A 23,517-nucleotide genomic window follows, 5' to 3' on the forward strand; every position below is an offset into this window, starting at 1 on the left:
TTTTTGCAGCGCAGGATGGCCTAGAGGATGTGCCGCTTGTGGGGCGGCTGTACGATCCTGTGTAGCGATTAGAAGGTAGTGACGGGGCGGACCTGGTTGGCTAGGTCAACGAGTGCGTAGCGGTGGCGGCTAAACGGTGCTTGGCGTGCGAGGGCGCGGAGTGTCTCGGAGAGGCCGGTGCGCAGGCCGCGCTGGGTAAAGGCGTATTCGAAGAGGTCGTTGGGGGAGGCGGCGCGCGAGAGATCGGCATTGCGCAGGAAATTCAGGCCGGCGGAGATGACGGCGATCTTGATCTGGAGGAAGCGCGGCTCGTTGGTGGGGACCTCTTCGAGGCGTCGGGCGGCGCGGCGGATGCGGGATTCGGAGAGGTCGTGGACGATGAGCTGGAGGATCGTCGTCAAGCGGGCCATGCGATAGTGGCGCGAGGCATTGGGTACTTTGTCGAGAACCACAACGGCTACCTCCACCTGGCCCTCGGAGCGCAGCTGGCGGGCAAGGCCAAAGGAAGAGGAAACGGTGGTGGGGTTGGTGGACCACACAATGCCGTAGAGGCGCATGGAGTTAAAGCGCAGCGCGGCCGGATCCTGGGTGACGTGGTTCCAGATTTCCGGCTGGCCCTCAAAGGCGGAGTTGGGGAGATCGGCCAGCGTGGAATGCATATTGGAGCAGGCGCGGGCCACGGTGGGGTCAATAAGCGCGGTATCGCTGTAGTCCAGCTGCTGCAGAATGAGTTCATTGATGGCGGCGATGGCGAGCTTGGGCGCCGCCTCGCCCGGCAGAAGATCGAGGACGGTGGAGAAGTATTTCTGGGCGTCGCGGTAGTCGTCGTGAAGCAGCTCGGTGATGCCGGCGTACCACTGGAAACGCCAGTCGCGGCCGAGGCGGTCCTCGATGGAACTCAGCCACTGGCGGGCTTGGCCGGTATAGCCTAGGTCGATCATGGAGCGCACCACGCCCAGCGGGATTTCGGCCGAGTGCTCGTACTCGGGGGTCTGCATGGCCTGGCGGAGGGTCTCCAGGGCCTCCTGTGGCTCCGCATAGGAAGCGCCCTGCAGCAGGCCGGCACCCACGTCATCGCGGTCTAGCAGCGGGGTAGGCAGGGCGGAGACGACCTCGGGGGCGGTGATTTGGACGGTGCGATCGATGCCGTCGATAAGCTGATCCGTGCGAAACACCAGGTGCTTGGTGCCAAAGGTGGTACGTTGCGGCGAGAACAGCGAGTGCTGGGAGGGGTATTGCAGGCCGTCGCGGATGGCAATGACCTCGCGCAGCACTCCGTAGAGCTGGGTGCGCAGCTCCTTGATGGAGGTAAAGCGGCGCTCCGGATCCGGGTCGGTGGCGCGCTGCAACAGGCGGTAGAGCGACAGGAAGCGACGCAGCTCCGGCTCCTCGGTCGGGGTGGGGATGCCGGGCAGGTAGACGCCGTCCTCGGTGGGCAGCTTGAGGCAGAGCGAAGCCAAGGTGCGGCCGATGGTGTAGATATCGCTGGCGATGGAAGGACCCTCGGTGGCTACTTCCGGGGCCTGGTAGCCCTTGGTGCCGTAGATATAGCCAAACGCGCCAATGCCGGAAACCGCGCCCAGGTCTATGAGTTTGACCTGGTCCTCGGTGACGATGATGTTATCCGGCTTTAAGTCGTTATAGACCACCCCGCGCGAATGCAGGTACTCCAGGGCCGGCAGGATTTCTAGGATATAGGCGATGGCGATATCAACCGGCAGGAGCTTATCCGGCTGCTTTTTGCGCCTGCTTCTTAGCGACGGCCCGCCGACATACTCCATGACAATAAAGCCGCCGGGCACCCGGGCGTCATCGATGAAGTTGAAAATCTTGACGATGCCAGGGTGGGTAATATCGGCGAGGAATTCACGTTCTGCCACCGCAGCGGCGGTTTCATCGGCCGATTTTTGGGCCTGCATACCTTTGAGGACCACCACTCTTCCGGAGACAAAGTGGTCATTGGCCAGGTAAATCCAGCCCATGCCGCCGTGGGCGATAACGCCCAAGATTTCGTACTGTCCGGCCACCATGTCACCGGGCTGTAGCTGTGGTGGCGGAATCTTCTTGCCGGAGGATTCTTCGGTGGGGTCAATGAGAGCATCGGTCGGCTCGGCCGGGGTGATAAACGGCAGGCGCACCATGCCATCGGCCACGCGGCGCTCGGAGCGGTGGGTGCCGCGGCGCTCGCGGAAGGTATCGAGCGCGCGGCGGCGCGAGCGCTGCGAGGAGTCCTCTTGGGATTTTTGGGCGCGCTGCTGTTCGCGTTGGGCGCGGATATTATCCAGATCCGCCAGAAGGCTGGAGATATGGTCTGGGTCGATGGAACCATCGGCGTCCTCGTCTTCGTCCGCGAAGGGATCGAAGGCAACCGCGGAAGTGCCGGCGTCATCGCCGGGCTCATCCTCATCGGCGAAGGGATCGAAGGCCACGGCTGCAGTGCCCTCTTCGTCCTCGTCCGCAAAGGGGTCGAAAGCAACGGCAGCGGTGGCGGGGCCCTCGTCCGAGGGGCTGTCGCCCGAGGGGGCATCGTCCAGCGCATCCGGCTCCTGCGCGGAATTGGCGGCATTTGTGGGCTGGCGGAAGGCGCGCTGGGTATCGAGGTTCTCCGGCTCGATGTACTCGAGCTCGTCATCGCTGAAATTCGGGTTATGGCTCATGGCTTAGCGTCCTCCTCGATGTACTTTCCGGCCGGCAGGGTGGGCTCTTCCAGGTAGGTGCCGAGCCACTCCTCAAAGATTCTTGACCAAGTGCCGTCGCGGCGGATGCGTTCGAGCGTGGAATTTATTTGGCGCAGCAGCGGGCGGGTGTCATGCTGCTTGCTGGGGCGGCGGACGGCCACGCCGTAATTCTCGGTCTCTAGCGGCTCGCCCACGATGGAGGTATAGGAGTCTTGGGCGGCCATGCCGGAGAGCAAGGCATCATCGACGACGATGCCATCGGCCTGGTTGAGCTGTAAGGCCATCAGGCAATCGCCCCAGGAACGGGTAACCAAGATATCGGACTTGGGGGCGTGTTCGCGGATGGTTTCCAGCGCGGTGGACGCGCCCACACCGCATAGGGTCTTACCGGCGGCGTCCTTCACGGACTTAATGCCGGAATTGGTAAGCACCAGCATGCGGGTTTGGGTGCTCATATAGGGAATGGAAAAGGCCACGTCGCGCTCGCGTTCCGGGCTAATGGTCATGGTGCGCACAATCATGTCCACCGCGCCGGAATGGAGGGCATCGACGCGGTCGGAGGATTCCACGAAGCGGAAGTCCACCTTATTCGGGTCACCGAAAATATCGCGGGCAATCTCGCGGGCAATATCCACCTCGAAGCCGCGCACGTCACCAGTGGCGGCATCGCGGTAGCTCAGCAAGTTATTGGAACGGTCCACGCCCACGATGAGACGGCCGCGCTTGACGATGTCCGGCACCCGCTCCTTCGCCTTCCTATCATCTGGGCGGTAGCTGCCCCTGATTTCCTCATCAGAGGCACGGTGAGCTGCGGTAGATCCGGCCTTTTCAATTTCCGCGCCTTCCGGCAGCGGTGGGCCCGGTTTTGAATCGAGGGCGTGCTCGGCGGGCGCCTCCAGCGGCGGGGTGGAGCGAACATCGCACGAGGCGAGCGGCAGCGCGGCGCAGGCGCAGGCAAGCGTGGCGAGGGTAAGGCGTGTGCGGCGCATTAGAGGTACTCCTGCAGTCGAGGACGGATGCCCAGCCACACGGCAATAATGGCGCATAAGGTCAGCAGGAACACGGCCGAGGACACCGCAGTCATGGCGGTCAGTCCGCGCTCCAAGTAGCTGCGCATGGCGATGCGCGCCTGGCCAATGAGATCCGAGAGATCCGCGTCGAGCTCATCATAAGAACGCGCCGCGGTCATCTCTCCGTTCTTGGGCTCGGTCGCCGTGGCCTGGTAGATGGCCTCGTCATAGTCGCCGTCTTTGAGCGCACCCATGAGCTTGTCGTGGGTACCGCGCCACTGCTCGGCGGCCGCCCGGGCGCTGTGGATGAGTTCTGGGTCGGTGACCTCCACGTCCTCATCATTGAGCGCTTCTTCATAATCCTCGAGGGCCCCTTCGATGGAGTTGATGGAGCTGGAAAAGCGCACCATCGAATCCTCCTCGGAGGAGCGCAGCACCAGTGCCAGGGTCTCAGAGGTGCGCGCCTGCTGCGCCTCAATCCGCGAGGCCGTGAGCGAATCCCACGGGCGCGAGGCCGTCTCAAAGCCCTGGTGGCCGGTGGACCAGGTGGCGAGGTTGGATAGTGCCACCCAGGAGATGGCCAAGAAAAGCAGCACGCTGGCCGTTAAGAAGCCGCGGTTAAAACGCCGGCGGGTCTGGCGCCACAGCCACCATTGGGCCACGGCGAGGAAGAAGAGCGCCGCCAAGAGGCCGGAGAGTGGCACCCACTGCGGCGAGGTGAGCTCTTGCTGTTGCTGATTTACCTTGGCGGTGGTCAGCTGGAACAACTCGGAGGCAGCCGGCAGGATATGCTCGCGCATCAGGGCCGAGGCATTGGACATATAAGAATTGGCCACCGCATTGCCCGCCCGGTGGTTGGCACGGGCCTTTTCCACCATTGCGGTATAGACGGGGAGCTCGCGTTGGATAAACGTCACCAGCTCGCGCACACGGCCGTCTTCCTGCGTGGTACCCAGCACGGATTCGGTGGCTGCCACCGAAGCGGCATCAATGGCTTCGTTATAGCTATCGCGGTTTTGCTCTGATTCCACACCGGCCTGCACGAAGCCGGTGGTGGCCACGGTATCGGCCACCGAAAGCGAACTATAAAGGTGGTGCGCCGCGTTCGACATCGGCTCGGTGGTGCTCAGCAGCTCGTCTAGGTCGGAATGGCGGGCGGCGGAAGATTGGGACATCGATAAGCCGGCGGCGCCTAGGGCCACGGTGAGAATGAGCGTGACCGTAAAAAGCTTGCCCGGGGTGGTGGAGGCGAAGTAGTAAAAGCGGCGCAGCAGGCGCGCCGGGCCCGCGAACCATTCCATGGCGCGGCTACTGAGCCCGCTGAAGGCCGGGCCGGTGGGCGCGGTGACCTCATCGAGCCAGTGATCGCTCGGGTGAGCGTGCTCGTCGTGCACGCTTTCTGCCCGGACTGCCTGCTCGGTCATTCACTTAGAATAGCGCCCGCAGTGTGCTGGGCGCCACCATATACCCGCGTGTGTGGCTAGGATAGGCAGCATGCATAACCCTCACAGTGGAGACGGCTGGGCGGCAGGCCCCGGCGGCATTCGCGTCTGGGGAAAATTTGGTGCCGCCGGCCTGTTCCTCGTCGCCGGGCGCAAGGTGCTCCTCCAGCACCGCGCCGCGTGGACCAATCACGGCGATACCTGGGGAATTCCGGGTGGCGCCCGCGATTTTGCGGAGACGCCTACCCAGGCCGCGCTGCGTGAAACCCATGAAGAATGCGCGATTGCACCCCAGGACGTAGAGGTGCTCGACGCGCGAGTAACGGCCGGGCCCTATCCCGCGGCGGGGGATCTGCCGGGGGAGTGGACCTACACTACCGTCCTAGCACGCACGCGCACTGGCGCCCCGCTTCCTACTACAGCTAATGAAGAGTCCTATGAGCTGCGCTGGGTGCCTTTTGAGGAGGTAGAAAGCCTCCCCCTTCTGGCCGCCTTCCGCCACGCCTTTCCCGCCCTGCGGGAGAGCGTGGAGGCATTAAACAGGTAAAGTTGCCGGATTTATGGCACGCTAGTGCCATGATCGAAGTAGAAGGACTGACTAAACAATATAAGTCTGTCCGCGCCGTTGATGATCTCACCTTTCAGGTAAAACCCGGCATGGTCACCGGGTTCCTGGGTCCCAATGGCGCGGGCAAATCCACCACCATGCGCATGATCCTGGGCTTGGACACGCCGACGGCCGGCAGGACGCGCATCAACGGCAAGCACTACCACGAGCTGAGGGAGCCCCTGCGTGAGGTAGGCGCCTTGCTCGATGCCAAAGCGGTGCACCGCAACCGCAGCGCCGCCAACCACCTGAAATGGATTGCGCAGTCCAACGGCATTTCTACTTCCCGCGTTGACGAGGTCTTGGGGCTGGTAGGGCTTTCCGACGTCGCCGGTAAGAAGGTCGGCGGCTTCTCCCTCGGCATGGGCCAGCGCCTGGGCCTCGCCGGTGCGCTGCTCGGTGACCCGGGCATCCTCATCCTCGACGAGCCGGTCAATGGTCTCGATCCGGAGGGCATCCGCTGGGTCCGCCAGCTCGTGCGTGCCCTAGCCGATGAAGGCCGCACCATTTTGATCTCCTCCCACCTGCTCTCGGAGATGTCCCAGACCGCCGATCACCTCGTGGTCATTGGTAAGGGCCGCTTGGTGGCGGACCAGCCCACCTATGACTTTGTGAAGGACCACTCGCAGTCCTCCGTGCTGGTGCGCTCCGACCATCTCGATGCCTTTAGCTCCGCGCTGCGTGCCGAGGGCATCGCCTTTACCGAGTCCACCGACGAGGAAGGCCGCCCCCGCCTGGTGATTTCCAACCAGACCACCGATTTTGTGGGCCAGCTGGCTTACTCCACCGGGGTGCCGCTTAATGAGCTCAGCCTCAAGCGCGCCTCCTTGGAGGACGCTTTTATGGAGCTTACTGGCGACGCTGTCCAGTACCACGGCTCCACTGGCGCCCCCAACCCCGGAACCGCTGGCGCCGCCACTCCGTTCGCTCGACCCACCCAGCAGGAGGTTTAATTCGCCATGCTGAATACCTTGAAGTCCGAATGGACCAAGCTGCACACCACCCGCTCCTTCTGGTGGACCACCTTCATCTTCCTCTTCTTTGCCTGGGGTTGGGCCATCCTCAATGCTCGTTTGACTAAGCCGGCAGAAACCCCTGAAGAGGCAGCGATGGGCATGGGAGTTATCACCTCGGATGGTGCGGTGTCCTTCCTATTGTTCCTCGGCCTGCCCGTGCTCATGATTCAGGCCATCATGATCGTGACCACCGAGTACCGCTATGGCACGCAAACCATCACGTTTATGGCTACCCCGCGCCGCTGGTCGGTGGCTTTGGTCAAGCTGCTCATGTATGCGGTTATCGCAGCCGCGCTGACCTTTATCGCCGTAGCGGGCGCCTACCTGCTTACCGAGCTTTTTGCCCACGATGAGGTAGCCGCGCAATTCCACCCTTGGGACGATGAGATGGGCCAAAAGCAGCTGTGGAAGTACCCGCTAGCCGCCGCGCTCCTTGTCCTCTTCGCACAAGGCCTAGGACTGCTGCTGCGCTCGACGGCTGGTGCCGTGGCTATCGGCCTCATCCTCTTCCTTGGCGTGGACAATCTCGTAGCCACCATCCCCAAGGTCGGCAGCAAGCTGGTGAACTATATGCCGTTTAAGTCTTTCCAGTCCTGGCTGCTGGAAATGGAACCGGTTGATGCTCCGTGGAAGGAAAACTGGGGATTCTGCCTGGTATTTGTTGCCTGGGCCGTTATCCTGTGGGTCCTTGGTGTCATCTTGCTACAAAAGCGCGACGCCTAAGCATCTCACCGCTTAAGCTCTTTACCGCCCCGGATGGCAGCTCAGTGGCTGCCTGTCGGGGCGGTTTCTCGTCTCCGCAACAGCTTTCCTTTGAGGCTGGTGGCTAAGCCTAGAAGTTCGTCTGGATTATCTGCGGGACGCTTTTGAGACAGGTTTCGTTGCGCCGCGCGTACGAACTTAGCTAGTATGCCGGCATCGCGAGTCAGTGGGGAAGTGGCGGGCAGTCTTGCCAGTATTACTTGCAGGTGTTTGGCTGCACTGTTGGCGGCGTCTAGTTCTTACTCGTAGTCTCCACCGTCGCCTTGGGCTTTGATAAATAGGGCGCACAGGTGCATGTACTGGGCTTCATGAACAATGTCCGCCACTTTTACTTTTTCTCGTCCACATTTCCACGAGACGTCTTTATATGCGCCGATACCCACGCTGCAACTGTCAAAGAAATGAATTGCGCAGCAATAAGGAACGGCAGTCGTTCGACCGGGATTCCAATTAACACTCCAGCAAGAAGGAAAATAGACATCCCATAGAAAACAATTATTGCTCCAGACAACTCGACAGTTAAAAGAAGGCCGAGAAGCCCGATACCCACCAACGGGAGGGAGAACAACGTAGCTGCTTTTGCATCGTCATTAACTGAAACGATCTGAAACGCTGCAAACGAACCTCCTTGAATTAAGACAAGCGAGACATTCCCCCAGCGCACAGCATTACGGTCGGCACATCTTCGAACCTTTTGTCCCCACCCCAGGATCTTTTTTCTAAATCTCTTAGGTTGAGCATCATTCTTCCTAAAAGGATTAGTGGTGGAACCTATCTCGTCTATTTTGTTGGCCAAGCGTTCAAACCACGCCTTCCCTCCTTTAAAGGGCCAGGCGACACTTTCCCCACCGTCCTTGTACGCCTTCAGCTTTCCCATGCTGGAACCAACCACACTAGGAATAGGAGTCCAGAGAATTAAGACCATCAACCAACCAACAACTGGGTTATCCGGATTCTCGTAGATGGGACTACCTAGGGCAGTCGCAACAATTCCCAAGATTAGGAAAACTGCCCATCCGAAACCGGTAGTTCTCTCAAGGACATAGTCGCCTCTATCGTCGGTAAGTTTCATTCCCTGCTCACGCGCCCACTGCATCCAGAATGTGCGCGATATGAAGATGAGCGCATCTACAAAGCACACCGCTATTAGCACCCAACCTTGCCAACCCCAATGCAGCATGCCAGCGGAAGCTATAACTAAAACAAGAATAGCTGCCACCACCGCTAGCATCCCATTGGCAATTTCGTATCGCCCACTCGTATGACTAAGAAGCTTGTCCGGTGTTCCCTTTTCTGTTTCCATGAAGAATTCCTTATGGTTGTATGCAATCTTCTGTTAAGGATATCGACCTCGTTCCACCTGCCGACCGCGAGAGGCTAGCCACATATCCAGAATGAACCTTGTGGTATATTATTTTGCAGCAATTTCCACTGCAAAAGTTTTATAGGAAACATTTGTTTCTTAGATTGACGCTTGGGAAATAACTTCAACTTACCCCCACACTCATTAGGGAGAGGTAGAAACTTGTGAAACTGTCATGGGCTCTATGGTGGACTGTTACCCTCATTGAAGTGCTGAGCTTTATAGCACTTTCCGCCTTACTGTTGGTGCGATCAGAGGATGCGGCAGGAGCTCAGCAAACTATTGAGCTGAGGTTGTTAAATGTCGCTATCTTAATATTTGCCTACCTTATCCCCTTTGTTATTCAGGTCGTGTGGTTCATTTTGAACAAGCGCGCAGAGAAGAAAGTTACACACCGCCCTTAATGTTTACGTCTTAAACCGAGGAAGTAAGTTCCCTTTTTAGAAAATCAGCGCACCCGTTAGTCTCGTCATATGTCTTGCCATATGGCGGGACATATGTTTATGCATATGCTTAAACATATGGTACCGAAGGTGTAAAACTACCTGCACGTTCCCATCTGAATAACGTTCATCGAGCAAAGAAAAAGAGCGCCCCACAATCGGGAGCGCTCTTATTTTCCCTTCTTAGAAGGGGAGCTTGAGACCGGGGATAAGGCCCGCGAAGGCTGCGCCACCAATGGACAATGCAATAGCGAGTACTGCGCCGATAACACCGGCGATAATCCCAGCAGTAGAAGAACCACCACTAGCCACAGGGGCAGAAGGCCTATCATCATTTACAGGGGACGACGGATTAAAATCGTCGTTTCCAGGGCGCACAGGGTTATCGATGTTCTTGGGGGCTTTTTCTGCCCACACATCGCTGGTGACGATCTTAGAAGTTCCGTCCGAGAAAGTTACCTTGTAGACGAACTCCCCGTTTCCCTCGACCGGAGGAGTGACAGTAAACGCATTTCCCTCCTGTTTTACATTCCAGTCTTCGGGTGACCGCAAGAGGGCCACGGTGGCAGAGGACGGAATTTCTGAAACCTCCAGGCGGGTGTTCTGACCTACCTCAATGAGGTCATTTTTGATTTCAGGAAGGTATTGGTGCCTTTCCGCTGGATAGATAGTGAAAGTATGCGTAACGACTTCAGTTGATCCATCAGGATAGTTCACCGCAAGATTAATGGTTTTCTCAAAATTTTTGTCATAGCTTCTAGCGTCCGGAAAAATCTGGAGCCAGAAAGATGCTGGAAGGACGTCGATAAGTAACTTGTTTCCCCCCTCCATCATGTCGGACAAGGGTTCTGAGTTAATCCTTTCTAGCGTTGTCCCCTCGGGAACCCCAGAAAAATAAATTCGTTCTACAGTTTTATCGTCATTAGTTCCAAATGGAGTATGCGGTTCAGGGAAAATAGGCTGATACTGGTCAGCCATTGTCTTCTTCGCGGTCTCGGCCTGGGCGGTAGCAATTGGGGCAGCAACAACGGTTGTCGAGGCGGTAGAGAGGCAGCATAGAGCAGCGACGAGTGCTCGCTTTTTCATGAGAAATCTCCTTGAGAGAACAGGGGATGGAAGAGAGTGTCTGATGGTTTGTGTGTGGGAACCGATCCCGCATAAGGAGATAAGCCAGAATGACTACTGTGGCGAGACGAGATCCGGCCGATAAGGCCAAGATTGATGCGATTGAAAAGAAGCTTCTTGCTAACCCTGAAATCGCGAAACTGATTGACGACCTAGGCACGTCCACAACGGATGCCAATGACCTGGTTCGCGGCATGCTGCAAGCCTCGATTACTAGGGGTTTGAATGCCGAGATGGATGCCCACCTCGGCTACGAGTCTGGTGATAGGAGCGGCAAAGCTGCAGCTGGGACAGACAATCACCGCAACGGGTCGTATCCAAAGACCGTGGATTCTAACTACGGGCCGGTCACCGTGGATATCCCCAGAGACAGGACTGGGACGTTTATCCCAACTATGGTCCCTAAAGGCTCGAGACGTTTAACTGATGTCGATGACATGATTGTCAGCTTGTACGCCGGTGGGATGACAATCAGGGATATCCAGCACCACATGGCAACGGCGATGCGGGTTGATATCTCCCATGAGACGATTTCAGCGGTTACTGACGCCGTCTTGGATGAGGTTATGGTCTGGCAAAACCGCCAGCTAGATGAGTTCTACCCGGTCATTTTCCTGGACGCGCTGCGCATTAAAGTCCGCGATGGCGGCCGGGTAGTCAACAAGAGTGCGTACATGGCAATCGGTGTGGACCTTGACGGCATCAAACACATTTTAGGATTGTGGATTGCCAAAGAAGAAGGCGCTTCATTTTGGGCGCAGGTATGCGCCAATCTTTCTAACCGTGGTGTCAAAGACGTCTTTATCGTCTGCTGTGACGGGCTGAAAGGCCTACCAGAAGCAGTCGAGGCAACCTGGCCGAACTCTATGGTGCAAACCTGTATCGTGCACCTGATACGTGCCGCGAACCGGTGGGTAGCCTACGGGGATCGCCGGGCTGTATCAGCCGCGTTGAAGAAGGTCTACACCGCCACAGACGAGTCCACAGCTAGGGCTGCTTTAGCCGAATTCGAGGCTTCCGAGCTGGGTGAGAAGTATCCCCGCTCAGTCAAGGTCTGGCAGGACGCGTGGGCGCGGTTTGTCCCGTTTCTGCAGTTCCCACCAGCAGCTAGGAAGGTGATCTATACGACGAACTCCATTGAATCTTTTAACAATGAGCTGCGTAAAGCTACTCGCAACAGGGTGCAGTTCACCAACGATGAATCAGCCCTAAAGACGCTGTGGTTGATGATCTGCAATATTGAAGACAAGCGAGCCGCCAAGAGAGCAAAGCAAGGTAAACGAGTCTCAAGAACAGCCGGCAGACTCATGGAAGGAGCCCGAGTATCCGGCTGGAAACAAGCCATCAACCAAATGGCCGTGGCCTACCCCGACCGCTTCGACAAATACCTATAAACCCAGCCCCACACACAAACAACTTGACACGCTCGGATGGAAGAATTTTATAGTACCCCGGCATTGCGCTTTTCTTTACTACTCACCCCCAATTCCATCCGGTAAAAGAAAGCACATCCCAACAAGAAACCGAACACCCTTTGAAGCAGAAACTATGTGCAGTCAGAATCCGGATTATGAACGCCCTTCAGGCCGCTATATGGCAGGACATATGTTCAGGCATATGCTAAAGCATATGCCCGGTCGTGTGTAGTTCTACCTACGGTTCTGTAGATTACTCAAGAAATAAGAGACGCGACGTAGGGTGTGGACACGGCAGCTCCGCAGGCGACCACACCCCTTTTTCTAGTCGTCCTCGCCTAGAAGAGTTTTCACGGCCGTATTCATTGGCTCGGTGATCCCGGCCTCGGCGAGCGCGTTACGCACGAGCTGGCGGTGTTTCTGAAAACCATAGTTTCCCGCCTCCACCCCGGCTGCAACTTCCTCAGCTTTGGCTGCGAGATCAACTAGCTGCGTATGCAGCGGATCGGCCGGGTCGAACTTCGGGATCGGCAACCGCCATACGTTCTTATCAATGTGCCGACCCCCGAACAGGCCTCGGGACTGGTATGCCGCTACCAGCTCGGTTGTTACCGGCGCGTTAAGGATAGCGGTGAGGTACTTTGCCTCATCCGCACCACTAGCCGGAAGCCAGTACAGCGCGTGCTCTGTGAGAGCACGAGGATTGGCGAGTCGTGCTGCTGCAATAGTGTTTCCCGATGCCGTGTAGACCACCCGGTGCTTTACAGTGTTGAGCTGCTTCGACAGCTTGCGCTGGTAATCCAGGTTATCCATCAAAGACAGCCTGGATTGCTTGGTTTTGTTGTCCTCCCAGCGCTGGGACACGTCACGCCACCAGTCCCGCACACCGTTGTCCGCGTTGTTGATCTGCTGCTCGTCCATCAACTGCTGTCGATCAATGGGCAGCACTGCCCGCCACGGCTCCAATAGGCCGAAGGGGACAAGCGTGGAGCCGAGGTGAACGTCGAAGACGTACCTGCTGGGCAGGGTGGCTGACCAGGACGGCTGGGACTTCCACGGTTCTTTTTCCAGCTTGGTGCGGTAGGACTCCACTGTGGTGGTTCCCTGCGTCCTGCCCAGCCGGGAGGTTGTTTGGGTCTGTTCCTCGACGAAAAACAGCATCCTTGGGAATATCGTGGCCCCGTTGACCACGACCTCGTTGTAGGGGGAGCGGTCACCAGCATCGGTGCCCAATTCGACGTTTTTTGCCTCGGTGATGGTCAACGCTTCGTAGGTGGCCGGCCAGTCGTTGCGGACTCGCAGTCCTGACAGCACCTTCTTGGTGGGTGGGAACCCGCAGGCGGGTTCCTCGCTAATCTTGGTGGGGTCATGGAAAGTATGCCTCGTGCCGAACACCACTGCCGAGGGGACGGGGAAGAACCCGCGTGGGCGCATCGTGTCTAGGTCCCAGGTTTCGGTGAACTCACCGCGCAGGTACGTTCCCCATCGACCGGCCCGGAAGCCTTCGTAGGCTTTCCGCGACAAGACAGCCAGCGGGGTGACAAAGCCGAAGGTTCCACCATCGTTGAGGTACTTAGCCACACTTCGGGTGATGAAAAGTCCCACCAGGTCTTGTTGAGTGGCGACTTTACCGCCATGCCATAGGTTGTAGCGGTTCGCGAAGGCTCGGTACTTCTCTTGAAGATCGGGGGTCATGTACCGGTAGGCCACCCACGGTGGGTTGCCGATGAGTACATCGACTCGCCTGCTGGGCATGGATAGCCACAGGGGGCGAACTTGGTTGCGGATGTAGAAGCCCCAGATACTATCGCGTCCTTCAGCATTGAGGTCGCAGAGGGTGGCGAAGGTTTCCGCCAGGAGGGTGTAGTCCTTGGTGCCCGGAGTGATTCCGAACTTCTTGAGGACCGATTTAACTTCGGGTCGCGGTGTTGTGGGGTCCGTGTGTTCTTTCGCTCGGTCGGTCATGGCGGTGACCAACTGGTCGAAGGTGTCCGTGTCGCCCATTGAGTTCAGGGGGAAGGCGAGGGTGCGGGCGATGGAGAACAAGGTGGCGTTTTGAACATCGGCCAAGTCAACGCCTTCGGTGTTGATGGTGATGACGTTTTCCTCGTGGTCGCCGGGTTGGTACCACTGCATCGAGTCGCCTAGGTGTACCGGTACCCACACGTCCCCACGGTCCTGGAGATGTTCGCCGAGCGCAAGCAAGTAGGTCACACGGGCCAAAAGCACGGACACGGGGTGGATGTCGAGGCCAAAAACGTGGTTTTGGACGTGCTCGACGATTGTGGGAGAGTCCCACCCGGCGGCTTCGGCGGCAGTGATGATGCGTCGGATAGCTTGGAAGACAAACGTTCCTGATCCGCAGGCTGGATCGAGAGCAGATTGCTCCAACGGTTTATCCAGCACCTTGGCGGTGACCCCTTCGGCTAACCAGTCGGGGGTGTAGTACTCGCCCATGCCTTTACGCACATCGGCGTTGATGACCGACTCGTAGAGGATTTTCAGCACATCGTGGTCAATGTCTGACCAGTCGAACATTTGAATACGTTTCACGATGCGAGAGAGGTACTGCTCGCCTCCCTCGGCAAAAAGAATCCAGTCGAAGAAACCGGACTCAATAACGTTGTAGATCCCGGCCTGCCGAAACTCGTCACCACTAAGCAGGCGCTCGGGGTGTTGGAGCAGATCGTCGAGGGGAAGCTCCATCACGGCGTGACCAATCACAGAGGCTTCAACCACCAGCAGGGTGTGATCGATGAACAGTTTGTCGTTGTCCGTATCGAAGCCGGTACCCAGCGCACTGCGCAGCAAACGTGCCCACAGGTCGCGTTTTAATCCCACAGTAGGGTTGGTACGAACTTGGGCATACAAGTCCAACAGGTAGGCCACGTCCTGGTCGTAGGCGGGGGAGGAGGCTCCGAGCAGGCTTTCAATGTTGGCGTGGGTGGGGGTGATGTTGCTCCGAGTAGCCAGCACGGCTTGGAGCCATTCAATAAGCCCGACCCCGGTGGCTCCCGGGGCAAGCTCGAAGGTGCTGCGCCGAGCGAAGGAGCCATCGGCGGGGGACTGCTCGAACAGCCACCAGGTTTTCCCGTCGGTGAGGATTCCGTTGTAACGGGAACCATCTTGACTCATGCGGGTAGTGACGTAGCCAGCGAGTTGGTTGATGTAGTCCGCGTCGGCGGTCTCATTAGTGAGCCGTTTTTTCACTTCGATGACAGTAGCGCCGGTGGCGATGTCGATTCGTCGGCGAGAACCATCTCCGATCTGCTCTTCCAACCGTGGGGTATCCAGGTCGAAGTCGGCGGTAATCAGCAGGGTCTTGATGTCAGACTGAATATCAGCTTCAGTGCGCCCAGTGGCGTCTGGAGACGCCAGGCGAGTAATCAGGGATTGTGGTGTGGTCATGGCTTTCTAAGGTGGGTAGGTAAGTCTTAGTTGTTGATTCTTTCACGACGCACCCGCAACAAGGGCTGGTTGGTGGCAACCAATTCTTTGATTTGGCAGGCAGCCCAACGAGCCGCAAGGCGAAGCGGGAGTATAAACCCGTAACCCACAATATGACGGTTGTGTTGGTTGATCGGCTGGGGATATAGATCTACAGGGACATAGTTATAAGCCACCTGGGAAAATAGTTAAACCCACAGATAAAATCCTGAGGATAAGTGCCTTCGGATGGGAAAATATGCGCAGTCTTCGTTGAAGCCGCTGCAGCCAGTACCCGCTTTACTGCAGCGCAGAAGTTAGGCGCATGACGTTATCCACGTAGCGGCGGATGAAGCCGCGCTCATTCCACTCCTCAAGGGTCAGCTCGTGGCATACGGCGCGGTAATTGGCCACGAGCTGGTTGAACTGGTCAATGAGGTCTCCCTTGGCCACCAGCATGGTGGATTCGTAATTTAGGCCGAACGAGCGCGGGTCCATATTAGAAGAGCCAAACATGCACAACGGATCGCGGCCCGGATCATCCGGGTCGGTGATGATGAACTTGGAGTGCAGCACAAAGGGGTAGGGGAATTGGTAGATGCGCACGCCCGCCTCCAGCAGCGCCTGGTAGTAAGAGGATTGGGCGTGGTTGACCATAAACTGGTCCGCCTTTGCCGATACATAAAGCTCCACGTCCACGCCGCGGTAGCAGGCGGTGGTCACGGCCTCCAGCAGGGATTCATCCGGGACGAAGTAGGGCGAGCACAGCACCAGCCGGTCCTTGGCGTGGTGTACCAGGGAGTTGAACATGCGCAGGTTTGGCTCAGTGGTGTAACCCGGCCCGGAGGGGATTATCTGGAGGTGGTTGGCGTCGGCAGTCTGGGCGTCGTCATAGGGCAGCTCATCCAGTGGCAGGTTCTCTTCTGCCTCGAGGTACCAATCCACGGCGAAGATTGCGGACATGGAGGTCACAATCGGGCCGGAAAGCTCCACCATGTAGTCAATCCAGTAGCGGTCCTTGGTCTTGTACTGGCGCTTAATCATATTCAGCGAGCCAATAAAGCCCACCTTGCCATCGATAATCACCAGCTTGCGGTGATTGCGCAGGTCAGGGCGGCGGAAGCGGCCCTTGTGGAGCTGGATGGGCAGCATGAGATGCCAGTCGACGCCTATCTCCGTTAGCCGCTTGCCCAGCGTGAAGTAGCCCTTGTACTTGAAGCTGCCGATCTGATCCAAGAGCAAGCGCACCTTTACACCTCGGGCGGTAGCCCTGCGCAGCGACTCAAAGAAGACGTCTGTGGTCTCATCCCAGGACTGGATGTAGATCTCGATGGATACGTACTTCTCGGCGCGGTCAATAGCGGCGGTAATGGCGCGAATGGACTCGTCATAATCCGCGTGCAGGCCAAGGTTATGGCCCACCAATGCTGGGAACCCGGTCAGCTCGCGGTTGAGCCGAATAACCGACTCTACTTCCGCCGAAAGGAGGCCCTGCGGATGATCCGGGGTGCGGGCTGTGACGTTTTCAATCTTCTCATTGGCTTCTTGCTGGATGCGGTGGCGACGCCGGTTGATATACGGCGATCCCATGAGCAAAAACAGCGGCAGGCCGATAAATGGCAGCACCAGAATAGCCAATAGCCACGCGGTGGAACTGGAAGGCCGACGGCCTTCCGGCACAAAACCAACGGCAATAATCTTGATGCCGTAATCAAGGATCAGGAATACGAGCTGCCAGAAGCTGAGATCAAGAGACCAAGACATTTAACGAACGGAATCGAAATCGGGCAGATCGTAATCTGCGATAAGCGGGCAATGATCAGAGGTTTTATCGCCGGCGCGCTCCACCATGTCTACCTGCGCGCCGGTCACATGCTTGGCAAGCGGGGCTGAAGCCAACTGGAAGTCGATGCGCATGCCCTCGTTCTTTTGGAAGCGCATGCCTTTGTAATCGAAGTAGGTATAGCGCTGGTCCTCCGTGAACCGGCGGGTAACTTCCTCGAGGCCGGCTTCTTCCAGCATCTGGAACGCGGCGCGCTCTGGCTCGGTGACATGAGTCTTGCCGCGGAATGCCTCAATATCCCACACGTCTTCATCGCGCGGGGCAATATTGAAATCACCGGTCATAAGCAGCTTGGATTGCGCATGATCTTCTGCATAGCGCGCCAAGTGATAGAGAAAGTCCAGCTTGTAGTCGTAGTGGCGGTCCGTAATCTCGCGGCCGTTGGGCACGTAGAGAGACCAGATTTCTACGCCACGGATGCGCGCCCCTAGTGCTCGGGCCTCACGGTCTTGCGGCTTTTCTGGATCTTTGGCAAAGCCTGGCTGGCCCGGAAAGCCGATAAAGACGTCCTCGGGCTCTTCCTTGGACACAATGGCCACGCCGTTCCACTGGTTGAGCCCGTGGCAGGTGACATGTAGGCCCGCGTCCTCGAAGGCCTCGCGTGGAAACTTATCGTCTTTTACCTTAGTTTCTTGCAGGCACAAAACATCGATGTCGTGCTTGGAGATAAGGTCCAGCGCCCGCTGTGTGCGGGTACGAACGGAGTTAATATTCCACGTGGCGATGCGCATGCCACATAGGTTACCTGCCCGCTGTAGCAAGGTCAGCGGGCAGTCCCATAAGGCTCACCGCCCAGACCGGAAGTCCGCAGCGCGGAGAGCTAGTCGCGCAGGCGGGCGTAGATGCGCCGGTGTTGCTCGATGAAACCGAGCTTCTCCGCCAGCCGCACGCCGGCGATATTCGAGGCCGGGACGGTGAGGTACGCGTGCTCAGCGCCGTTGTCGTGGCCCCAGTGCAGCAGGTGCTGGAGCGCGAGCGTGCCGTATCCGCGGCGCCGGAAGTCCTTGGCTACCTCGATGTCAGAAAGACCCAGCCACGTGGTGCCATCGCCGGATTCGCTCAGGGCGCCGCGGGCAATGGCGACGGTCTCGCCATCGATGGCCAGGCGGCCAAAGCCGAGCGTTCCCTCGACGTGAGAGCCAAGGCTCTGCAACGCCTCGGCAGAAAGGGTATCGGTGCGGGATTGATACATCGCCAGCCACTCGTCATCGGGCTGGGCGGTGAGGTGGAAGGTGGGGGAGGGAGAGGGGGCGTCGGCAAGCGTGGGCAGATCCCGCAGGACCATAGCGAGGATCTCTGGCTCGGTCTCCCAGGCGGGGTCGGCGAGCAGGCGCTCGGCCGGCTTGCCAATGCGCTCCGGGACTAGCAGGCGCACCGGAAGGTTGTGGCGGGCGTAGAAGGCCTTAATCTCTTCCAACGGCACTGGAGTAAAGCCCGCGGAAGGGCCAAGGGGCACGGCCGAGTTGGAGTGGCCGGAAACCCCGTCGCTCGCGCGCAGTAGCCAGGAACCATCGCTGGTCCAGGCGTGGTCTGTGCCGGGGAAGGCCGAGGCCGCGGCAACCTCCACTGCGCGGATATCGGAATTGCGGACCATGCGCGGGGAGAGGCGTTTAATGATCTTCAGCTGCTCCGGCGGGATCTCCACCGCCTCCAGGTCGGAGGGGTAGCCGCCGACCTCTTGTGGGCGAATGACCAGCGGATTGAGGCTCAGTACGTGCCCAATGACATCGCTATGCACATCGCCGAAGTCGCGCCGGGCCACCACGCGCTCGCCCACTTGGACGGCATCGGAGCGGAAAATGCGTGACATTAGTCGTCGTGGCCGAAGGGATCGGCGTCCTCACCCGGTACCCAGGAATAACCTGGCTCGGTCCAGCCGTGGCGCTTAATGGCCTTCTTGGCCTGGCGCTTATAGCGGCCAATGAGGGTATCGGTGTAGAGGAAACCATCGAGGTGGCCGGTCTCGTGCTGCAGGCAGCGGGCGAAAAAGCCATAACCCTCGACGGAAATGTCATTGCCGTTTTCGTCCTTGCCGGTCACGCGCGCCCAGTCGGCGCGGCCGGTGGGAAAGCCCTCGCCCGGCACGGAGAGGCAACCCTCGTCATCGGAGCCGTCGTCGGCCGGCATGGTTTCTGGAATCTCGGAGGTCTCCAGCACGGGGTTAATGACGCAGCCCTTGCGCATGCCCGCCTCTTCGGACGGCAGCTCGGTGCCATTGGGGCCATCCGTATCGGGGCAGTGGTAGACAAAGAGGCGCTTGCCAATTCCTACCTGGTTAGCGGCCAGGCCCACGCCATTGGCGGCGTCCATGGTTTCATACATGTCCGCGATGAGCTGCTGCATTTCCGGGGTGGAAATCTCGGATTCTTCCACCGGTTGGGTGGGTTCGTGAAGCACGGTCTCGCCGTGGATAACGATGGGGCGAATAGTCATGCCTTACAGTTTAGGCATGAACCCCTTGTCTGACCTAGACGCCGCCATTTTGGACTTCGAGGAAACCGCGCCGCGCAGCATCGGCCGCAAGGAAGAGGCCATCCGTGCGCAGCTGGACATCTCCCCGGTGCGCTACCACCAGCGCCTTAACCTGCTTCTCGACGCCCCCGCGGCCGCCCAATCCCACCCGCTTCTGGTCGCACGGCTGCGGCGCCTGCGCGAGGAGCGAGAAGACACGCGGCGCGCCGCGCGGGGAAATACCCCAGATAGTTAATTCTGGGTACTAGTGTTGCGTATGTGACTAATGTGAATCCGGAAAATTCGACCGACAAGGTATCCGACGAAATCCGCGCCGGCTCTGCTGCCGGTGCGTCCGCTTCCCGTGCAGCTAAGCGCCCCGCTGGTGGTGGCGCGCACGCTAAAAAGGGCGGCCTCCCGCTGCGCGGCCTGGCGATGGTCCTCATCGCCGTGGCCGTTATGCTCGGACTCTGGGCTTTGTACTCCATGACCTCAGGCGACGATGACTCCACCGTTGCCTCCGAGAGCAAGCAGGAAAACTCCACCGGTTCCACCATCGGTGCCGCGCCCGAAGGATCTGCCGGCCCCGACGCCGCAGGCTCCCGTGCCCCTGGCGCGCCAGGCGCTTCCGAGGGTGCGAGCGCCCCTGCCCCCGCACCGGCACCAGGTGAGGGCGAAGGCGACGGCGCAGGCGACCGAGCTGCCTCCGGCGCTGCCGATGAGGGAGCCGCGGCCGGGGGAGAAGCCGCCGCAGGCGAGGAGAACGCCCACTCCGCCGCGCGCGACCGCAACGATATTAAGGTCAGCGTTCTCAATAACTCCGGCGAGGTAGACAAGGCCAAGAAGGAAGCCGATTCCCTCAAGGGGGGCGGCTTCAAGGTTGGCTACGTAGGTAACCTGCCTGGCGACGTCCTTACCGTCCCGAAGACCACCGTCTTCTTCCCAGAAGGTGATACCTCCGCTGAAGCACTGGCTAAGGAGGTCGCCGCCCGCTACCAGGCCGATATCGCCCCGATGAACCGCGATTTGCCTAAGGAAGCAACCGATGACGGCGCCGTCGTCGTCGCCCTGGCGGTTCCGCAGGCCTAAGCAAGCCGCGCACCTAATTTAAAGTCCAAGGCCATCCGGCCGAAGAGAAACACCAAAGTTCTTCGACCGAAGGCCTTGGACTTTTGTGATCTGACCTTTTCCGCGCCCGCAGGCCCGCCGGTGCGAACAGGTTAAATAAAATTCACTTCTTAATACCTGTCACCCGTTAAGCTGAATGGGTGAAGATCCCGGCAGAACAATTCGCCCGCTCTCCCGAACCAACGCTCGGCGTGGAATGGGAGGTGGCGCTCGTGGACCGTGGCACGCGCGACCTTGTCCCGCGCGGCGCAGAACTCATTGACCTCGCCACTGCAACCCACCCCGAGATTCATCTGGAAAAGGAATTTCTCCAGAACACGGTGGAGCTGGTCACCGGCGTCTGCCATACCGTGCCGGAAGCCATCGCTGACCTGAACACTTCCCTGAAGGCAGTGGAAGAAGCAGCCGATAAACTGGGCGTAGACGTCTGGGCCTCTGGTGGCCACCCGTTTACGGACTTCCGGGAGAACCCGCTTTCGGATAAGCCCAGCTATCAAGAAATCATCGCGCGCACCCAGTACTGGGGCAAGCAGATGCTGCTTTGGGGCACGCACGTGCACGTGGGCGTTAGCCACGAGGACCGCGTATGGCGCATCATCAATGCGCTGATGACCAAGTACCCCCACCTGCTGGCCATTTCTGCGTGCTCGCCCGGGTGGGAGGGCCTCGATACCGGCTATGCCTCCAACCGCACCATGCTGTACCAACAGCTGCCCACCGCAGGCATGCCGTATCAATTCCGCGATTGGGCCGAGTGGCAGTCCTATATGCGCGACCAGGCCATTTCCGGCGTTATTAATCACACCGGTTCCATGCACTTTGATATTCGGCCGGCGTCCAAGTGGGGCACGGTGGAGGTGCGCGTCTCTGATGCGACGTCCAACCTGCGCGAGCTCTCCGCCATCGTGGCGCTCACTCACTGCTTGGTGGTGTACTACGACCGGCTTATCGACGCCGCGGAGCCCCTTCCCACCCTGCAGCCCTGGCACGTGGCAGAAAATAAGTGGCGCGGTGCCCGCTATGGCATGGACGCGCTGGTGATTACCTCCCGCGAGACCGATGAGGCCTGGGTTAAGGACGAGTTAGCGGAGATGGTGGATGAGTTTAGCCCCATTGCGCGCGAGCTGGGATGCGTCAACGAGTTAAAGCTCATCCACGAAATTATCGATGGCGGAGCCGGCTATGAGCGGCAGCGCCGTCTCTTTAAAGAGACGGGCAGCTGGCGCGAGGTGGTCGAAGAGACCTGCCGCGAGTTGCACACCTTCCGCCCGCTCTAAAGCGGCGGGCAGGCGGGCCCGGGGCTAGTCCTCGGAGCGTGAATGGCGACCGTAGGCCGGGATATCGGGGATATCGGTGATGTCCTGAGCCGCCGGGAACGCGCGCGTTTCCGGCCCTACCGCGGGCATTTCTGCCGTTTCATCGCTGACGGGTTGCGCTGCCCGTGGATGACCCTGGCCCCTCCGGCTCGTAGCTGCCGTATTAAACGAGCGCGCCGGGAGTGCTCCGGCCTCCGCGGAAGCAGGTTGCGCACCAGCGGGCTTTGCGCCAGTGGGCTGCGCAGGTAAGTGGTGGCGGCCCGGGGCGGGCGCTTCCTCTTCCGGCTGGTTGCCAGGAATAAAACCCCACACCGCGTAGAAGGCGATAAAGAGGACGCCGGCGCCGGTGAAGGCCAACGTTCCCCACGGCTGCAGATCCCAGTGGTTGAGCGAGCGGCTAGCCGCAGATAGCCACACGGGTGCGGAGATAAACGGCATGGTTACCGCACACATAGCGAGCACCGACACGAAGCCAGCGACCTGCGCGCCGAGGATGCCGGGCAGGCGCTTGCCCAGACCTTGGTTGACGGCAACCAGCACGACGACGGCCAGCGGCACCGTCCACACCCAGTGGTGATACCAAGAGAAGGGGGAGACCAAGCAGGAGCTGATGCCGGCAAGCGCGAGTGCGGCGGAATTATTGCGGTGCTTCATCGCGGTGCGCAGCGCCAGGCAGGTCAAGATGAAGACCACGACCACGGCGGCGAGCCAGATCCAGCCGCCATCGATGCCCCATGCGCGGACCATCACCGAGCGAATGGACTGCGCACCTGGGTTGGTGTGCTCGCCCACGCGGGAGGACTTAAAGATAGCGTCGGTCCAGAAATCGGCGGCATCCGGAATGGTCACGAAACCAATGGCAACGGTCACCGCGAAGGTAAGGATGGCGATGATCGCTTGCCACCAGCGCTTCTGGAAGAGCAAGACCAGACCCATATAGGCCGGGGTGAGCTTCATACCCGCGGCCAAACCAATGCCGATGCCGGGAAGAGCGCGCTTGCGCGGGAGGATGTCCAAGGCCACCAGCAGCATCAAAAAGATGTTGATCTGGCCAAAGAATAAGGTGCCGTGCACCGGTTCATTCGCCGGGGTGCAGCACAGCAGCAAAACGCCCAGCAGCCAAATTGCCGGGGAGAGCTTGAGGCCGCGCTCGCGCAGGACCAGCATAATAACCGTGAACAAGGCGAGGGCGGTGCCGCCCTGCCAGAGAAGGATCAAGGGGGCGTCGGCAAGCCTGGAAAGCCACGTGAAAAGAGTGCCGGAAAAGGGCGGATAGGTAAAAGGCAGGTCGCCGATGTAGGCGTTATCGTAGAGATCCGCGCCTTGGGCCACCTCTCCGCCGGCGAGCCAATAAATCTTCAGATCCAGGGGGACGCGCCACACAAAGGCGCTATTGCCGTCGAAGATGCTGAAGCGGTAGACGATGACGCCGATAAGGGCGGCGAGCAAAGTCACCACAGTGGGAAGCCCATAAAGCTTTTTCACGGTGAAA

Annotated in this window: 19 protein-coding genes; 8 read left to right on the forward strand and 11 right to left on the reverse strand. The window is 59.2% G+C overall.

Features of this window, described 5'->3' with window-relative positions:
* Positions 1-68 precede the first annotated feature (68 nt).
* Genes I6J28_RS03820 through I6J28_RS03830 form a run of 3 tightly spaced genes read right to left on the reverse strand, consistent with a single transcriptional unit; the run spans position 69 to position 5,112 of the window.
* Positions 69-2,657, reverse strand: coding sequence for a serine/threonine protein kinase (locus I6J28_RS03820; RefSeq protein WP_204610898.1), 2,589 nt, complete (start codon positions 2,655-2,657; stop codon positions 69-71).
* Complete coding sequence (locus I6J28_RS03825) at positions 2,654-3,667, reverse strand: glutamate ABC transporter substrate-binding protein (protein WP_204610900.1); 1,014 nt, start codon at positions 3,665-3,667, stop codon at positions 2,654-2,656. The genes I6J28_RS03820 and I6J28_RS03825 overlap by 4 nt, the downstream gene beginning before the upstream one ends.
* Complete coding sequence (locus I6J28_RS03830; RefSeq protein WP_204610902.1) at positions 3,667-5,112, reverse strand: hypothetical protein; 1,446 nt, start codon at positions 5,110-5,112, stop codon at positions 3,667-3,669. The genes I6J28_RS03825 and I6J28_RS03830 overlap by 1 nt, the downstream gene beginning before the upstream one ends.
* Positions 5,113-5,182: 70 nt before the next feature.
* Between I6J28_RS03830 and I6J28_RS03835 the strand changes: the two genes are divergently transcribed.
* From I6J28_RS03835 to I6J28_RS03845, 3 genes are read left to right on the forward strand one after another with little or no spacing between them, the layout of a single operon-like run.
* Positions 5,183-5,677: an NUDIX domain-containing protein gene (locus tag I6J28_RS03835; RefSeq protein ID WP_204610904.1), complete on the forward strand. Its 495-nt coding sequence runs from the start codon at positions 5,183-5,185 to the stop codon at positions 5,675-5,677.
* A gap of 29 nt (positions 5,678-5,706) precedes the next feature.
* Positions 5,707-6,690: an ABC transporter ATP-binding protein gene (locus tag I6J28_RS03840; protein WP_204610906.1), complete on the forward strand. Its 984-nt coding sequence runs from the start codon at positions 5,707-5,709 to the stop codon at positions 6,688-6,690.
* Between the two features lie 6 nt (positions 6,691-6,696).
* The gene (locus I6J28_RS03845) at positions 6,697-7,476 is read left to right on the forward strand and encodes an ABC transporter permease subunit (RefSeq protein WP_204610908.1); all 780 of its coding nucleotides are present in this window, start codon (positions 6,697-6,699) and stop codon (positions 7,474-7,476) included.
* 367 nt (positions 7,477-7,843) lie between these two features.
* On the opposite strand, the gene I6J28_RS03850 is transcribed toward I6J28_RS03845, so the two are convergent.
* Complete coding sequence (locus tag I6J28_RS03850) at positions 7,844-8,818, reverse strand: hypothetical protein (protein ID WP_204610910.1); 975 nt, start codon at positions 8,816-8,818, stop codon at positions 7,844-7,846.
* Positions 8,819-9,042: 224 nt separating this feature from the next.
* Between I6J28_RS03850 and I6J28_RS03855 the strand changes: the two genes are divergently transcribed.
* Positions 9,043-9,282, forward strand: a complete 240-nt coding sequence (locus I6J28_RS03855; protein WP_204610912.1) for a DUF3923 family protein — start codon at positions 9,043-9,045, stop codon at positions 9,280-9,282.
* Positions 9,283-9,504: 222 nt separating this feature from the next.
* Here I6J28_RS03855 and I6J28_RS03860 read toward each other — a convergent pair whose 3' ends face one another.
* The gene (locus I6J28_RS03860; RefSeq protein ID WP_204610914.1) at positions 9,505-10,407 is read right to left on the reverse strand and encodes a hypothetical protein; all 903 of its coding nucleotides are present in this window, start codon (positions 10,405-10,407) and stop codon (positions 9,505-9,507) included.
* An 89-nt stretch (positions 10,408-10,496) separates the two neighbouring features.
* On the opposite strand from I6J28_RS03860, the gene I6J28_RS03865 reads away from it, so the two are divergent.
* Positions 10,497-11,840, forward strand: coding sequence for an IS256 family transposase (locus I6J28_RS03865; protein WP_204610915.1), 1,344 nt, complete (start codon positions 10,497-10,499; stop codon positions 11,838-11,840).
* Between the two features lie 345 nt (positions 11,841-12,185).
* Here I6J28_RS03865 and I6J28_RS03870 read toward each other — a convergent pair whose 3' ends face one another.
* The 5 genes from I6J28_RS03870 to I6J28_RS03890 all read right to left on the reverse strand — a co-directional run bounded on the left by I6J28_RS03870 (position 12,186) and on the right by I6J28_RS03890 (position 19,563).
* Positions 12,186-15,269 carry an N-6 DNA methylase gene (locus I6J28_RS03870; RefSeq protein ID WP_204610916.1) on the reverse strand — a complete coding sequence of 1,028 codons (3,084 nt, stop codon included), beginning with the start codon at positions 15,267-15,269 and terminating at the stop codon, positions 12,186-12,188.
* Positions 15,270-15,587: 318 nt separating this feature from the next.
* Positions 15,588-17,051 carry a cardiolipin synthase gene (gene cls, locus I6J28_RS03875; protein ID WP_204610917.1) on the reverse strand — a complete coding sequence of 488 codons (1,464 nt, stop codon included), beginning with the start codon at positions 17,049-17,051 and terminating at the stop codon, positions 15,588-15,590.
* Positions 17,052-17,861: an exodeoxyribonuclease III gene (locus I6J28_RS03880; RefSeq protein ID WP_204610918.1), complete on the reverse strand. Its 810-nt coding sequence runs from the start codon at positions 17,859-17,861 to the stop codon at positions 17,052-17,054.
* Positions 17,862-17,950: 89 nt separating this feature from the next.
* Complete coding sequence (locus I6J28_RS03885; RefSeq protein ID WP_204610919.1) at positions 17,951-18,940, reverse strand: N-acetylglutamate synthase, CG3035 family; 990 nt, start codon at positions 18,938-18,940, stop codon at positions 17,951-17,953.
* Positions 18,940-19,563, reverse strand: coding sequence for a peptide deformylase (locus tag I6J28_RS03890; RefSeq protein ID WP_005325608.1), 624 nt, complete (start codon positions 19,561-19,563; stop codon positions 18,940-18,942). The genes I6J28_RS03885 and I6J28_RS03890 overlap by 1 nt, the downstream gene beginning before the upstream one ends.
* Here I6J28_RS03890 and I6J28_RS03895 point away from each other — a divergent pair.
* From I6J28_RS03895 to I6J28_RS03905, 3 genes are all read left to right on the forward strand, one after another.
* On the forward strand, positions 19,562-19,837 hold the full coding sequence (locus I6J28_RS03895; protein WP_005325609.1) for a DUF3263 domain-containing protein: 276 nt from the start codon (positions 19,562-19,564) through the stop codon (positions 19,835-19,837). The two genes, I6J28_RS03890 and I6J28_RS03895, sit on opposite strands and share 2 nt — an antisense overlap.
* A gap of 23 nt (positions 19,838-19,860) precedes the next feature.
* Positions 19,861-20,670: a LytR C-terminal domain-containing protein gene (locus I6J28_RS03900; RefSeq protein WP_239454656.1), complete on the forward strand. Its 810-nt coding sequence runs from the start codon at positions 19,861-19,863 to the stop codon at positions 20,668-20,670.
* Positions 20,671-20,849: 179 nt separating this feature from the next.
* Entirely contained in the window at positions 20,850-21,986 is a 1,137-nt protein-coding gene (locus tag I6J28_RS03905; protein ID WP_204610920.1) for a glutamate--cysteine ligase, read from the forward strand.
* A 24-nt stretch (positions 21,987-22,010) separates the two neighbouring features.
* Here I6J28_RS03905 and I6J28_RS03910 read toward each other — a convergent pair whose 3' ends face one another.
* Positions 22,011-23,510: a glycosyltransferase 87 family protein gene (locus I6J28_RS03910; protein ID WP_204610921.1), complete on the reverse strand. Its 1,500-nt coding sequence runs from the start codon at positions 23,508-23,510 to the stop codon at positions 22,011-22,013.
* Positions 23,511-23,517 lie beyond the last annotated feature (7 nt).

Source organism: Corynebacterium tuberculostearicum, from assembly GCF_016894265.1.
Taxonomy (GTDB): Bacteria; Actinomycetota; Actinomycetes; order Mycobacteriales; family Mycobacteriaceae; genus Corynebacterium; species Corynebacterium tuberculostearicum_D.

Bases quoted from the DNA above. Each gene is read 5' to 3' on its own strand.
- I6J28_RS03820 (WP_204610898.1), bottom strand. From the start codon at position 2,657: ATGAGCCATAACCCGAATTTCAGCGATGACGAGCTCGAGTACATCGAG.
- I6J28_RS03825 (WP_204610900.1), bottom strand. From the start codon at position 3,667: ATGCGCCGCACACGCCTTACCCTCGCCACGCTTGCCTGCGCCTGCGCC.
- I6J28_RS03830 (WP_204610902.1), bottom strand. From the start codon at position 5,112: ATGACCGAGCAGGCAGTCCGGGCAGAAAGCGTGCACGACGAGCACGCT.
- I6J28_RS03835 (WP_204610904.1), top strand. From the start codon at position 5,183: ATGCATAACCCTCACAGTGGAGACGGCTGGGCGGCAGGCCCCGGCGGC.
- I6J28_RS03840 (WP_204610906.1), top strand. From the start codon at position 5,707: ATGATCGAAGTAGAAGGACTGACTAAACAATATAAGTCTGTCCGCGCC.
- I6J28_RS03845 (WP_204610908.1), top strand. From the start codon at position 6,697: ATGCTGAATACCTTGAAGTCCGAATGGACCAAGCTGCACACCACCCGC.
- I6J28_RS03850 (WP_204610910.1), bottom strand. From the start codon at position 8,818: ATGGAAACAGAAAAGGGAACACCGGACAAGCTTCTTAGTCATACGAGT.
- I6J28_RS03860 (WP_204610914.1), bottom strand. From the start codon at position 10,407: ATGAAAAAGCGAGCACTCGTCGCTGCTCTATGCTGCCTCTCTACCGCC.
- I6J28_RS03865 (WP_204610915.1), top strand. From the start codon at position 10,497: ATGACTACTGTGGCGAGACGAGATCCGGCCGATAAGGCCAAGATTGAT.
- I6J28_RS03870 (WP_204610916.1), bottom strand. From the start codon at position 15,269: ATGACCACACCACAATCCCTGATTACTCGCCTGGCGTCTCCAGACGCC.
- cls (WP_204610917.1), bottom strand. From the start codon at position 17,051: ATGTCTTGGTCTCTTGATCTCAGCTTCTGGCAGCTCGTATTCCTGATC.
- I6J28_RS03880 (WP_204610918.1), bottom strand. From the start codon at position 17,861: ATGCGCATCGCCACGTGGAATATTAACTCCGTTCGTACCCGCACACAG.
- I6J28_RS03885 (WP_204610919.1), bottom strand. From the start codon at position 18,940: ATGTCACGCATTTTCCGCTCCGATGCCGTCCAAGTGGGCGAGCGCGTG.
- I6J28_RS03895 (WP_005325609.1), top strand. From the start codon at position 19,562: ATGCCTTACAGTTTAGGCATGAACCCCTTGTCTGACCTAGACGCCGCC.
- I6J28_RS03890 (WP_005325608.1), bottom strand. From the start codon at position 19,563: ATGACTATTCGCCCCATCGTTATCCACGGCGAGACCGTGCTTCACGAA.